Source organism: Ruminococcus sp. (assembly GCF_017549005.1).
GTDB lineage: Bacteria > Bacillota > Clostridia > Oscillospirales > Ruminococcaceae > Ruminococcus.
This window is the reverse complement of sequence record NZ_JAFYYT010000027.1, coordinates 16105-28537: the sequence shown is the minus strand read 5'-3', so window position 1 is coordinate 28537 and position 12433 is coordinate 16105. Positions and strand designations below refer to the sequence as shown.

The 12433-nt window shown below is 44.5% G+C and carries 18 protein-coding genes; 15 read left to right on the top strand and 3 right to left on the bottom strand.

The features are described from left to right. Nucleotides 1-567: 567 nt before the first annotated feature. From IKW96_RS06930 to IKW96_RS06875, 12 genes are all read left to right on the top strand, one after another. On the top strand, nt 568-732 hold the full coding sequence (locus IKW96_RS06930) for a hypothetical protein (protein WP_296572256.1): 165 nt from the start codon (nt 568-570) through the stop codon (nt 730-732). Then, the gene (locus tag IKW96_RS06925; RefSeq protein ID WP_296572253.1) at nt 716-1180 is read left to right on the top strand and encodes a siphovirus Gp157 family protein; all 465 of its coding nucleotides are present in this window, start codon (nt 716-718) and stop codon (nt 1178-1180) included. Before IKW96_RS06930 ends, IKW96_RS06925 begins: the two co-directional genes overlap by 17 nt. 12 nt (nt 1181-1192) lie before the next feature. Beyond that, nucleotides 1193-2077 (top strand): AAA family ATPase, encoded by an 885-nt coding sequence (locus IKW96_RS06920; RefSeq protein ID WP_296572250.1) that lies wholly within the window; start codon nt 1193-1195, stop codon nt 2075-2077. Continuing rightward, nucleotides 2055-3383: a DEAD/DEAH box helicase family protein gene (locus IKW96_RS06915; protein WP_296572247.1), complete on the top strand. Its 1329-nt coding sequence runs from the start codon at nt 2055-2057 to the stop codon at nt 3381-3383. Before IKW96_RS06920 ends, IKW96_RS06915 begins: the two co-directional genes overlap by 23 nt. Further along, complete coding sequence (locus IKW96_RS06910) at nt 3380-3700, top strand: VRR-NUC domain-containing protein (RefSeq protein ID WP_296572244.1); 321 nt, start codon at nt 3380-3382, stop codon at nt 3698-3700. Before IKW96_RS06915 ends, IKW96_RS06910 begins: the two co-directional genes overlap by 4 nt. A gap of 1 nt (nt 3701) precedes the next feature. Beyond that, nucleotides 3702-4271, top strand: a complete 570-nt coding sequence (locus IKW96_RS06905) for a DUF669 domain-containing protein (RefSeq protein ID WP_296572240.1) — start codon at nt 3702-3704, stop codon at nt 4269-4271. 60 nt (nt 4272-4331) lie between these two features. Then, nucleotides 4332-4763 carry a DUF4406 domain-containing protein gene (locus IKW96_RS06900; RefSeq protein WP_296572237.1) on the top strand — a complete coding sequence of 144 codons (432 nt, stop codon included), beginning with the start codon at nt 4332-4334 and terminating at the stop codon, nt 4761-4763. 11 nt (nt 4764-4774) lie between these two features. Beyond that, nucleotides 4775-7048, top strand: coding sequence for a phage/plasmid primase, P4 family (locus IKW96_RS06895; protein WP_296572233.1), 2274 nt, complete (start codon nt 4775-4777; stop codon nt 7046-7048). Between the two features lie 130 nt (nt 7049-7178). After that, complete coding sequence (locus IKW96_RS06890; RefSeq protein WP_296572230.1) at nt 7179-7595, top strand: hypothetical protein; 417 nt, start codon at nt 7179-7181, stop codon at nt 7593-7595. Continuing rightward, nucleotides 7592-8008: a hypothetical protein gene (locus IKW96_RS06885; RefSeq protein WP_296572227.1), complete on the top strand. Its 417-nt coding sequence runs from the start codon at nt 7592-7594 to the stop codon at nt 8006-8008. The genes IKW96_RS06890 and IKW96_RS06885 overlap by 4 nt, the downstream gene beginning before the upstream one ends. A gap of 123 nt (nt 8009-8131) precedes the next feature. After that, nucleotides 8132-8332 carry a hypothetical protein gene (locus IKW96_RS06880; protein ID WP_295088228.1) on the top strand — a complete coding sequence of 67 codons (201 nt, stop codon included), beginning with the start codon at nt 8132-8134 and terminating at the stop codon, nt 8330-8332. After that, nucleotides 8329-8739, top strand: a complete 411-nt coding sequence (locus IKW96_RS06875; protein ID WP_367112948.1) for an HNH endonuclease — start codon at nt 8329-8331, stop codon at nt 8737-8739. Before IKW96_RS06880 ends, IKW96_RS06875 begins: the two co-directional genes overlap by 4 nt. A 67-nt stretch (nt 8740-8806) precedes the next feature. On the opposite strand, the gene IKW96_RS06870 is transcribed toward IKW96_RS06875, so the two are convergent. After that, on the bottom strand, nt 8807-9349 hold the full coding sequence (locus tag IKW96_RS06870; protein WP_296572221.1) for a leucine-rich repeat domain-containing protein: 543 nt from the start codon (nt 9347-9349) through the stop codon (nt 8807-8809). After that, nucleotides 9306-9680 carry a leucine-rich repeat domain-containing protein gene (locus IKW96_RS14810; RefSeq protein WP_367112949.1) on the bottom strand — a complete coding sequence of 125 codons (375 nt, stop codon included), beginning with the start codon at nt 9678-9680 and terminating at the stop codon, nt 9306-9308. The genes IKW96_RS06870 and IKW96_RS14810 overlap by 44 nt, the downstream gene beginning before the upstream one ends. Between IKW96_RS14810 and IKW96_RS06865 the strand changes: the two genes are divergently transcribed. From IKW96_RS06865 to IKW96_RS06855, 3 genes are all read left to right on the top strand, one after another. Further along, the gene (locus IKW96_RS06865) at nt 9631-9834 is read left to right on the top strand and encodes a hypothetical protein (RefSeq protein WP_296572218.1); all 204 of its coding nucleotides are present in this window, start codon (nt 9631-9633) and stop codon (nt 9832-9834) included. The two genes, IKW96_RS14810 and IKW96_RS06865, sit on opposite strands and share 50 nt — an antisense overlap. 297 nt (nt 9835-10131) lie before the next feature. Beyond that, nucleotides 10132-10692 (top strand): terminase, encoded by a 561-nt coding sequence (locus tag IKW96_RS06860; RefSeq protein ID WP_296572215.1) that lies wholly within the window; start codon nt 10132-10134, stop codon nt 10690-10692. A gap of 7 nt (nt 10693-10699) precedes the next feature. Further along, a complete protein-coding gene (locus IKW96_RS06855; protein WP_296572211.1) occupies nt 10700-11959 on the top strand; it encodes a site-specific DNA-methyltransferase in 1260 nt (419 codons plus the stop codon). A 5-nt stretch (nt 11960-11964) separates the two neighbouring features. On the opposite strand, the gene IKW96_RS06850 is transcribed toward IKW96_RS06855, so the two are convergent. Next, nucleotides 11965-12423: a hypothetical protein gene (locus IKW96_RS06850; protein ID WP_296572209.1), complete on the bottom strand. Its 459-nt coding sequence runs from the start codon at nt 12421-12423 to the stop codon at nt 11965-11967. Between the last annotated feature and the right edge of the window lie 10 nt (nt 12424-12433).

Below are 12433 nucleotides of genomic sequence, written 5' to 3'. Positions count from 1 at the left end.
GCAGATCTCTGATCTGTCTTTTCGTGCTGCCTTTTTTTAATAAATACTATCAGGAGTATGCTCGTTTATTTTCAAACATACTCCTGATTCCTTTTCATTATTCGATTAGCTTAATGACATTAACCTTCGGGTCTCTTTTTTTATGCCCTGGCAGTGGTCGGATGCAAACCGACCATATTTCAAGTTTGGAAACAGTTTATTAACAGAATATCAAAATATTATTAATACAAATAGTGCGTTATTACCTGTTTAAGAATTAAATACAGCTTGCGTTAGGATATAATAAACAAATTACATGGTCGGTTTATTATCTATGTTAATGCTGTTTTGAAAATGATATGATATAGACACAGTCAAACGACTGAGAAAAGAATAACTTGCCCTGAGTGTACATAGAGGGTGCAGGATATTTCATACAGCTGATATATATTTTCTATTGTCAGCTGTCACTGTGATAGCCTTTCTCTGTGTACGCTCTTTTTTTTTTGCAGTGTTAGGCTTATCCTGTAATTACTCTTCGGACGAAAGGACATCGTTATTAATCACACTACAAATGGAGGAATTGAAATGAACAAAAAACAGAGAAAGTACATGGCAGACGCGCTAATCTTTATAAGTGCAGTCGCGGATGAAGTGGCAAAGCAGTGCCTTATCGAGCAGGAAACGTCTGAAATGCCGCCGATAAACGTGACAAATATGAAGGAGGACTGCAAAGATGTCGACGCTGTATGAGATTGATTCTGCTATAAGCGGCTGTGTAGATGCCGATACCGGAGAAATCATTAACGAGGAAATGCTTAGTGCTCTGCTTATGGAACGCAATGCCAAGCTCGAGAATGTAGCGCTGTGGGTTAAAAATCTTGAGTCGGATGCAGCAGCTATAAAAGCCGAGCGAGATGCACTTGACAGGCGCATGAAGATTGCCGAGAATAAGGCAGCTTCTCTAAGAAACTGGCTGTCAAATGCACTCTGTACCCAGTCGTTTGAAACTGCAAGGGTGCGTATTAGCTTCCGCAGATCGACTGCTACGGAAATAAATGCGGAGCTTCTCCCAAAGAAGTGGAATGTGAAAAAAATTACCTACACTCCTGATAAGGCTGCAATTAAAGCTGCTTTGCTTGCAGGAGAGGTAATAAAAGGCGCACAGCTTGTTGAGCGTCAGAATATACAGATTAAGTGAGGAGGGAAATATATGGCATTCAAAAAAGCTCAGCGAAAAGCCGCAAAAATGCGAGTGGCGCTGGCAGGTCCAAGCGGTGCAGGAAAAACACTATCCGCACTGTATCTTGCTTACGGCGTAACGGGCGACTGGGGCAAAATCGCTCTTATAGATACGGAGCATGGAAGAGCTCAGTTTTACGCTGAAAGAAGCGATCTCGAAACAGGCGCATTTCTGTATGACGAGCTGACTCCACCTTATTCACCTGACAGGTATATTGACAAGGTCAAGGAGGCTACTGCTGCAGTGGGACCGGACGGAGTAGTAATTGTGGATAGTTTCAGTCATGCCTGGGATAATGAAGGCGGTGTACTGGATCTTAAGACAGAACTTGAGCAGACACAGAATAAAAACAGCTTTACAGTATGGAATGAGGCTGGTAAAATACAGAACCACCTTGTGAATACGCTGCTTTCTGCAGACTGCCATATCATCGTTACCATGCGTTCAAAAATGGCATACGCTATGGAGCAGAATGAGCGCGGCAAGACTGTCCCTGTAAAAATAGGACTTGCCCCGGTACAGCGTGAAAATACTGAATATGAATTTGATATCGTTTTCAATATTGCCAGAAGTCATACAGCTTCGACCTCAAAGGATACGACATTTCTCGATTCATGGACAGGAATAATAACTCCTGAACTTGGCAGGCAGCTCAAGGAATGGTTAAGCGGAGGTGTGGAGCCTGACAGGTGCGCTGACTGTGGCGGTCTGATTGTATCAGCTCAGGGCAGATCTGCGGAACAGATAGCTGACGGTACAATGAAAAACTTTGGTAGAAAGCTATGCTGGAGCTGTATGGCTCAGGAAATAAAGAAACGCAAGGATGGAGAAAATGCTCAGGCCCTATCAGACTGATATTATAAACCGTGTTCGTAAAGCGTATCTTACTGGTTATAAGGCACCATGTGTGGTACTTCCATGCGGAGGCGGCAAATCAATAATAGTGGCAGAAATCGCAAAACGTACAGCTGCAAAGAATAACAATGTTCTGTTTCTGGTTCATCGTCGTGAACTGGTAGAGCAGATACAGTGGACTTTCAGCAGATGGGGCGTTGATATGAACAAAACGGAGGTCATGATGGTACAGACGGCATCACGTAGAGTTTCAAAGCTTAAAAAGCCATCTCTGATCATAACAGACGAGAACCATCATTCCAAGGCAGCAACATACCGTCGTATATACGACGCTTTTCCCGATGTGTGCAGGCTTGGAGTGACAGCAACACCTGTTCGGCTTGACGGTAGCGGCCTTGGTGATGTTAACGATATTCTTATCGAAGGCGTATCAGCTAAGTGGCTTATCGCAAATCATTATCTCTCTCCCTACGATTATTATGCGCCTACTATTGCTGATCTGACTGGAATAAGGATACTCCATGGCGAGTATGAAACCAAGTCAGCAGAAAAGGCATTACTGAAAACAGCTGTTTTCGGTGACGCAATCAGGCACTACAGGGAGCTTGCAGTGGGCAGGCAGGCTATCTGTTACTGCGTATCCGTGAACCACTCCAGAACTATGGCTGATGAATTCAGTGCCGCAGGTATTACCGCAGCTCATATCGACGGAGGTACACCCAAAGCAGAAAGAGATAGAATAATAGCAGCCTTTAGAAGCGGAGATATAAAGATACTCTGTAACGTAGACCTGATATCTGAGGGCTTTGACGTTCCTGACTGCAGCTGTGCTATACTGCTGCGACCTACGAAGAGTCTTACCCTATACATCCAGCAGTCAATGCGGTGTATGCGATATAAGCCGGGAAAAAGGGCTATAATTATTGATCATGTCGGTAACTATGCTCGTTTCGGAATGCCTGATGCAGACCGGAAATGGGATCTGAATGCAAAAAAGGCAAAGCGCGGGCAGTCAGATGATGTACCTGATGTCATGGCCAAGCAGTGTCCGCAGTGCTATTATACATTTGAACCTCCTGTATTTGGGAGATCTGTTTGTCCAGCTTGTGGATACCAGTTTCCAAAGCAGGAGCGTAGGATAGAACAAAAAGATAATGCGGAACTTCAGAAAATATCAGGCTTTATACTTGAATATGAAGATGCTGCTCAGTGCAGGAATATGCAGGAGCTTTCAGTATATGCCAAACGACACGGATATAAGTTGGGATGGGTCTACTATCAGGCAAAGAATAGAGGATGGTTATGACAGAGGAACACAGAATACAGAATGAAATACGGCTTGCACTTGCGGACACCTGCGTGATGTTCAGGATAAACGTAGGCAAGGGCTATACTCCCGACGGCAGATACTTCGATACGGGAGTTCCCAAAGGTTTCTCAGATCTTTTCGGAGTACGCAAAGTCGATGGCAGAGCCGTGTTCATCGAGGTAAAAACTACACAAGGCAGACCAACGGACCAGCAGAAAAACTTCCTTGAGACCATGCGTAAAAACGGTGCAATCGCTGGCGTTTGCAGAAGTCCCGAGGAAGCAGTACAACTTGTAACAGGAGGAAGAAAATAATATGGGATTTTCAACGGATTATTCCGAGGTTAACAGCTTCGAGCTCATTCTAAAAGGGGAGTACGAAGTTATCATAAAAACAATCGAGGAAAGAACTACTCAGAACGGCGCAACAGGATTGAATCTGACATTGGTAATTCGTAATGACGTTGAGCAGAAGTATCAGAACCGCTTACTGTTCCATACTCTGTGGAAGCGCCGTGAGCCGTCACCGGCTGATATGCAGGTACAGGGATACAGCTTCAAGCAGATAATGTCTCTGTCAAAGGCTGCAGCACTCCCCAGCGGAAAGAATTATGAAAATGTACAGGCTCTCTGTGATGAACTAATAAATCATGTAATGCGAGTAACTGTAGGTCATGACGAGTATAACGGCCAGATGCGTGAAATAGTGAAATTCATGAATGAATCCAAGTTTCCGGAGTGCAGGCACGTTTACAAGGATAAGCCCACCGTGACTGCAGATACCGTGGCGCAGAAACCTGCAGAGACTTTTGCAGGAACACCTGTGGATATGGGAAATCTTAGCGACTTTGAAGAAATACTCAGTGACGGCGATGTACCATTCTAAATAATATATGCCCGTGGGACAGTTAACACTGTCCCGCACTACGGGCGAAAGGAGTAAAATATGAACTACAGAAACAGCGAAGGCTATGCAAGCCCAACAGAATATGAAGCACTCAGCCGTATCCAGCGTGAGGAAAGAGCTGATAAAATAAAGAGGAAATACCGTCCATTTGTGTATATCTGTTCACCATTTTCTTTGGGAGATAAAGAGGAGAATATACGTAATGCCAAGCAATACTGCAAATTTGCAGTGGAGAATCATGCTATACCCTTTGCTCCGCATCTGCTGTTTCCGCTTTTCCTTAATGACGACATACCTGCCGAGCGTGAGCTGGCACTGTTTATGAACCGTATTATCCTTGCTAAATGCGACGAGATATGGATATTCGGTAATATATTCTCTAAGGGAATGCAGCGGGAAATAAAGCTGGCAAGGCGCAAAAAACTCAATATACGATATTTCCCGGAAATTGTGTTTAATAACTATATGTAAGGAGAAACAATATGTACGAATACATACCAAACGAAATGAAATCAGTTCCTAACTGGGTATGCTGGAAGGCTGTTCCTGATGCAGCTTCCCATTCGGGTATCAAAAAAATCCCTGTAAATCCTAGAACAGGCGGACAGGCTATGTCAAACAATCCGCAGACCTGGTCGGACTATGATACTGCAGTACGTGAATCTGCTAAATACAGCGGTATTGGATTTATGTTTACAGACAGCGGTTTCTTTGGAGTGGATATTGATGACTGTCATGATGCCATTCAGGACTACACCTACGACGGAGCAGAAAATATAATATCCGAATTTATTTATGGACTGCAGTCATATGCAGAGACTTCTCAGTCGGGTAACGGAATACACATTATCTGCAAAGGAAGTCTGCCTGAAGGCGGCAGACGGAAAGGCAAGATAGAGATGTATGATAAAGGCAGATTCTTTATTATGACAGGTGATATCTGTTCTGAATTTGCTGAGGTAACTGACTGTACTGAAAGGATCAAGCCACTCCACAGTAAATATATCGGTGGCAGTAAGCCAGGCACTATACCTGACCAGATTCCTTTGACTCCAACAAATCTGACTGAGCAGGAGATAATCAGCAAAGCTATGACATCACAAGGCAGTGAACGCTTTGCAGCCCTGTACAGCGGTGATATATCCGGCTTCCCATCGCAGTCTGAAGCAGACATGGCATTCTGCGGCATGCTTGCATTCTGGTGCGGTGGAGATACAAAGCTTATGGACAGCATATACCGGAAATCCGGTCTCATGCGTGATAAATGGGACAGAAAGCAGAGCGGCAGTACCTACGGAATGATAACTATTACGAGAGCTGCTGCCAGCTGTAAAAGCTTCTATAATCCGCAGCACAGATCTGACTATAATATATCCATAGGTGATTCACCGGCTCAGAAGTCTCAGCTGCTGCCAAAAATGTATTCTCTTGATGATACGGGAAACGCCCAGCGAATGCAGGAGCTCAGCGGCAATATCCTGCGATACTGCTATGTTGACAAGCGCTGGCTCTATTATGAAAACGGTAAATGGCAGTATGATGTTCGTGGTATGGTGTATGTGTACGCTGACCTTGTACTTGATCAGATGAAACGTGAGTTGCAGACGTGGGCTTCCCATGAAAACGGAAAGTTCCTTCAGGATTATCAGAAGCATATGAAGCGTACCCGTTCAAATGCTGCTAAAAGAGCTATGATAAAGGAATTCGAGCATATCGTCGCTATTAGTCCTGCAGAGCTTGATACCCATAAGACCCTTGTAAATTCCCAGAGCGGTGTACTTAATCTGGATGACTGTTCTATCGCGCCACATAATAACAAATTCTATATGACTCGCATGCTGGGAACCTCAATGCCTCTGCATCCGAAACGTCCTGTTTTATGGCTGCGTTTCCTTGATGATATATTCAGCGGTGACAAGGAGCTTATCCGCTATGTACAGAAAGCTCTTGGCTATTCATTAAGCGGGCTTACCTCAGAACAGTGTGTATTCTTTCTTTATGGAACAGGCAGAAACGGAAAATCCACCTTCCTTGAAGTTGTCAGAGCTATCCTGGGAGAATATGCGACAAATATACAGCCTGAAAGTATTATGATGAAATCAACAACAACCAACGCAAATTCGGATATAGCCAGATTAAAAGGCGCTCGCCTCGTAACATCAGTAGAACCCAATGAGGGAATGAGGCTTAATGAAGGCCTTCTTAAGCAGCTTACCGGTGATGATGTTGTTACTGCACGAAAGCTGTACGGCGACGAGTTTGAGTACCGTCCCGAGTTCAAGCTGTGGATGGCTACGAACCATAAGCCAACTATCCGTGGAACTGACATTGGTATATGGCGCAGAATACATATTATTCCATTTACGGTTACTATACCTGAAGAAAAGGTTGATAAGAACCTTGGTGAAAAGCTTACCGAGGAACTGCCTGATATTCTCGCATGGATGATGGAGGGCTACCGCCTATGGCGATACGAAGGACTTAACAAGCCTATGGTAGTCATGGAAGCGGTAAAGGAATACCGTAACGAAATGGATGTTATATCCGCCTTCCTCAGCTCCGAATATATCGTAGCTGGCGGCGAGGTGAAATCATCTGTGCTGTATGCCCTTTATTGTCAGTGGGCAGCCGAATGCAATGAATACCGGATGTCCAGCCGCAAGTTCGGAGTAGAACTGACGAAGCGCTATAACAAGCGTAAATCCAACGGAAACATAATATATACAGGCATTTCATTGGCAAATAGTATTAATTGATAGGGGATAATAAGTGACTATTTTCTTCTATATTATATTCCTTTTTATAAAAAAAGAAAAAAGAAAAAATAATATATATATTTATTATTATATAAGCACTATTATCCCCCAGGGAGTATAGGAGGATAAAATGAAAAGTACAATTGACTTTAGTGATGCTGATGTCAGGAAACGCCTTGAAAGGCAAGCTTACGATGGCACTCTTGATGTTTCCGATTTCCCGCCTGCAGAATATTTGTATTTCTCAGAACTTCGCAGGATTTATTATGATTATAAATTTGAAAGCCTAAGCAAAGAGGATGCTGAATTAAAGAAAGGACTACTTATCAGGCGGTATAACGAGGCGGTTTCAGAACACATAATGTTCTGCAGAGTCTACAAGGACTATCAGAACAATATACGTAAGGCAGGTACGCTTATCTCTCAGATATATAAATCCCATAATATCAGAGAGATAGCGCAGCTTGCCTGCGCTGCAATAGGACTTATGCAGGGCGATAATTCCTTTGCATCAATTATATTTCATAAGCTGGAGGAACTTCAATGACACCAAAAGAATACATGATTAAGGCAAATGCTTTGCTTCGTCGTATAAAAAGGAAACGTCGTGAAGCTGAAGAAATACGCATTACGGAGGGTTCACCTTCTTCACCAGCGTTAAACGATATGCCTAAAATAACTACTTATGATCCACATAAAATGTCTAAGCGTATCGGAAGGGCTATTGATCTTGATCGTGAAGCAGACATAGCTTTTAACGAACTTGAAGAACTTAAACGCTCCTTACTTGCATCTATAGAAACTCTCGAAAATCCAGATGAACGGGACTTGCTTTACAAGCGTTACATAGAGTTCAAGTGCTGGCGCAAGGTATCTGAGGAGATAGGCTACAGCGAATCTCATACAAAAAGGCTTCATAGTATGGCTGTAAAAAAGATGATACTCGATGATACACCATAATACTTGATAATACGTCTGTTTTATGATATACTGTATAATGCAGAAACAATGATATTGACAGAGTCGCTTCAGTGTGTTATAATTCTTTTGTAATTCGACGTGATCTACGAAAAGGAGATGACTATGAACAAGAAGACGAAGTTAATATTTTCTGCAATAATACTTGTGTTATTCGCTGTAGGTCTCGCATTTGGTCTGCTATGGTTCTTCGGCGGAAAGACTAACGACTGGAAGCTTCCTATCGGAATGATGTTTGTTCTGATCGGAAATATATTGAATCTTATTCGTGTGATAAAGCTCAAAAAACATGATAACGACAAATGAATAAAAATATAAGCAGTCTTCGGACTGCTTTTTTATTTTCTATGGAGGTGGCGGCGATGCCGAGGAAAGCATTGAAGCCGTGTAAGCACCCAGGCTGTCCGAGACTGACCGAGGGTGCGTATTGCGACGAACATAAGCCCCTATATCCTGAACGACTGTCTGCTAGTAAGCGTGGTTACGGTAGCAAATGGCAACGAGTAAGCAAGGCTTATCTTCGCAAGAACCCGTTGTGCGTGAAGTGTCTGGCGCAGGGCAAGTTCGTGACCGCAACGGTCGTTGACCATGTAATTCCCCACCGAGGCGACTACTCTCTTATGTGGAGCGAATCCAATTGGCAGGCACTTTGTAAGTCCTGTCACGATAAGAAAACCGGACAAGAGGAAAGCAGACCTGTGTATAAGTATTGAAAAAGAGGAGTACCTTAACGTTCAGATCGTTTGGCGGTATCATATTCTTATCATGTCACTTAGGCTGTCATATGCATTCAAACCTGTATCCGTATTTTTCTGCGTAGGCCTGTGCTGTTGAACCAGCAGCACCATATATAGTACCGGAAAAGTAGAACTGGCGTTTACCGTTGACGACCTCTGAACAGTTTGAGATTGTACCTCCGCTGTCGTAGATCACACAATCTGGATTTTTAATGATGACCGACTTAAGAGAGCTGCAATCACAAAAAGCGATTTCTTTTATCAGTGTCACAGAAGCTGGAATCGTTATCTCCTTAAGTGATGTGCAGTCACAAAAAGCGAAATCCTTTATCAGTGTCACAGATGATGGAATATTTATCTCCTCCAGCGAGGTGCATTCATAAAATGCACCCCATCCGATAATTTGCAGGGAATCCGGCAGCTTTATCACTTTCAGTGCCGAGCATCTACTGAATGCATGCATTCTAATCTCTTTCAGAGTATCCGGGAGGGTAATTTCTGTTAAAGCTGAACATCTTTTAAACGTGAAGTTTGGGATAACTTCAACGCCACTCCTGAAAGTTACGGAGGTCAGTGCAGTTGGCAAATATACTTGTGTCAACGAGCTCTTTTAGAGATGCGGGAAGGACAATACGTTTCAGTGACTTGCATCCGTTAAATGCTTCCGGACCGATTTTCTGAAGAGCATCCGGAAACGTGATATCAGTAAGCTCAGTGCAATTCTTGAATGCACCGCTTGCGATAAATGTTATAGAACGGGACATTTTAACGGACGTTAGGCCACTTTCTAAAAACGCAAGACTTCCAATCAGTGTGACGGAATCCGGTATTACAATTTTCTTAATCAGCTTATGCTGAGCAAAAGAAGTGCTGTTGATTATTGTAACTGGCAGACCTTCTATCTCGGCAGGTATCACGACCGATATCTCTTTCGCAGAGCAGCCTGTTATTACGATATGGTCATCAGATACTTCATACCTTAGCGAGCTTGGTACGCCATTCCCAGAAACATCATGCGTTGGAGCTCCTGATTGTTTTGATTCGGCTGGCAGTTCACACGACGTGGTATGATGAAGAATGTCAGATATTTTTTTTAGGAAACTCATATACGATATACCACCTTCGTTTTGTAATAATTATATTATACTATACTTTCTATCAGATATCAAGGTAGTTGGAACAAGAATAACGCGCGGGGCTTGGGGGCTGCCCCGGTGGGGGTATCGAAATCTCTACAGACTGACCGCAGGAAGACCGGCGCCCCCTCTTACGCACAAAAAGGCAGGTTCAAACGCCCTATTAACCCCTCGAATATTTTACAAGCTGAAATCCTCGTGGTTTCGGCATTTTTTATAGGCAGGTGATAAAATGGCAAAGGACGGTACAAACCGCGGCGGACGCCGTGTCCGCGCAGGTGATAAACCGAAGCCTCTCGCAGAAAAGATAGCAGCAGGTGAAGATGCAGATATCATAGAATTCACGCCGACCGTATTGGAAGGTGCTGACCTTGATGATGCCGCAGACCTCGTCGGTGAGGAAATGCCCTCGCCGGGTGAATACCTCTCGGCACGTCAGAAAGACGGCAAGCCCCTGGGTGCTGACGAGATATACAAGGAAACATGGCTCTGGCTGAAAAACCGCGGCTGTGAAAGACTTGTTAACAAGCGCCTCCTTGAAAGTTACTCTATGGCTTTTGCCCGTTTTATACAGTGTGAAGATGCTCTCTCCAAATACGGTCTGCTCGGTAAGCATCCGACAACAGGCGGAGTAGTAGCTTCACCATTTGCATCCCTAAGTCAATCCTACCAGAAACAGGCTAATTTGCTCTGGTATGAGATTTTTGATATAGTGAAGCAGAACTGCACTACCAAGTTTGACGGCTCTCCACAGGACGACCTTATGGAGCAGCTTCTCCGCAGCAGAAAGTGAGGTACACATGAACACAACGAAAGATTTTCAGCTTGTCAGCACCGACAAGCTCATACCCTATGTCAATAACGCCCGCACACACTCTCCCGAGCAGATAAAGAAGCTGCGCTCATCGCTGCGGGAGTTCGGCTTTGTTAATCCCGTCATCATCGACCGCGAGTTCAACGTCATCGCAGGTCATGGTCGCCTTATGGCGGCGAAGGAGGAGGGCATCACGGAGGTGCCATGTGTATATGTTGACCACCTGACTAAAGCGCAGAAAAAAGCCTACATTCTTGCCGATAACCGAATGGCGCTTGATGCTGGCTGGGACGAGGAGCTTCTCGCCGTTGAGATGCAGGAACTTCAGGACATGGGCTACGACCTGTCCATGACCGGTTTCGATGAAAAGGAACTGGCAGACCTGTTCTCCGACAGTACGGAAAGTGAAGCAAAGGACGATGATTTCGACCTGACAGTGGCACTTGAAAAGGCTTCATTCGTAGAAAAAGGTGACCTTTGGACAGTCGGCAGGCATCGTCTCATGTGCGGTGATGCCACCAGCCCCGAAGATGTAAATACACTTATGGGCGATACGAAAGCTAATCTCATTCTTACAGATCCGCCCTACGGTGTATCTTTCAAGAGTGCCAGCGGGCTGACCATTCAGAACGACAGTATGAAGAACGAGGAGTTTTACACATTTCTGCTGTCGGCGTTCAAGTGTATGGCTGACCACCTCGAAAAAGGCGGCGCGGCTTATGTATTCCATGCTGATACGGAAGGACTGAACTTCCGCAGAGCTTTTATTGACGCAGGCTTCCACCTCGCAGGCTGCTGCATTTGGGTGAAGGACAGCCTTGTTCTCGGACGCTCTGATTATCAGTGGCAGCACGAACCGGTGCTGTACGGCTTCATGCAGAACGGCAAGCACAAGTGGTATTCCGATCGCAAACAGACAACGCTCTGGAACTTCGATAAGCCTAAGCGCAACGCGAACCACCCCACCAGCAAGCCTCTTGACCTGCTGGGTTATCCCATCGGCAACTCTACGCAGGAGAACGCGGTGGTTATTGACACCTTCGGCGGCAGCGGCTCGACGCTTATGGCTTGTGAGCAGATGAACCGCATCTGCTACATGATGGAGCTTGACGAAAAATACGCCTCCGTCATTCTCCGGCGCTACGTTGAGGACACCGGTGATGCCGAAGGCGTGTATGTAATTCGTAACGGACAGCAGATTTCTTATTCAGATCTGGTCAAAGAGGTCGAAACGAAGGCAGGCTGATCCCTTTAAACTTCCTGTAGACCATGCTTCATCCAAAGCACACCGCCTACAATCATAGCCAGTGCAAACAAACTAATTAAAATGTAAATATATGGATCCTGCACTGTTTCACTTTTCCGTATCGCTTCATTTGTGTCCGGATTACACATCAGTTCAACTTCCTCGCCATTTTGATAAGGCCTGGTCTGATTTAATATCTTAATTGTCCGCTGCTGAGCAGAATCTGTTTCGTAACTAATCGTGATTGCGTAATATGTTTTGTATTTAATTCTACGGCCTCCACTTGGATTTGTCCTTTGATAGGACTCGCAATGCTGCACAGTTCCGGTCGCTGGTACTGTATACAGCATTTTATCCCTGGATGTTTCCTGATAAAGTATAATCATCAATACTATCATCAATGCAGCAGCAAGGAAACAGACAATTCCCCATGCAATCTTGCCTCTCGGTGTAGTTCCTCTCATTAAAAAACTC